The 313-nt window shown below is 71.9% G+C and carries 1 protein-coding gene; it reads right to left on the bottom strand.

Going from position 1 to position 313, the window contains the following annotated elements:
• Window positions 1-313, bottom strand: a 313-nt coding sequence (locus JHD64_RS21475; RefSeq protein ID WP_199055710.1) for a hypothetical protein, incomplete at both ends; no start/stop codon positions are given.

Genomic DNA, 313 nt, shown 5'->3' with positions numbered 1-313 from the left:
GCTGGTGGTACGCGCCGCTTGTCCGATACCGGCGGACGCACCCAGAACCTTGACATGCATGTGGAAGCCCTCGCTCATCAGCCCGTTCAATCTGTAGCCAGTGTAGTCGATGGCGCAGCATTGCGCCTGTCTCTTATACACATCTGACGCTGCCGACGAACGAACAACAGTGTAGATCTCGGTGGTCGCCGGGTCATTAAAAAGGGGGGGGGGGGGGGGGGGGGGGGGGGGGGGGGGGGGGGGGGGGGGGGGGGGGGGGGGGGGGGGGGGGGGGGGGGGGGGGGGGGGGGGGGGGGGGGGGGGGGGGGGGGGG

This window comes from Aquitalea sp. ASV15 (genome assembly GCF_016429115.1).
Lineage (GTDB): Bacteria > Pseudomonadota > Gammaproteobacteria > Burkholderiales > Chromobacteriaceae > Aquitalea > Aquitalea magnusonii.
The sequence above is the reverse complement of the archived record's forward strand: the minus strand, read 5'-3'. Positions and strand labels throughout refer to the sequence as shown.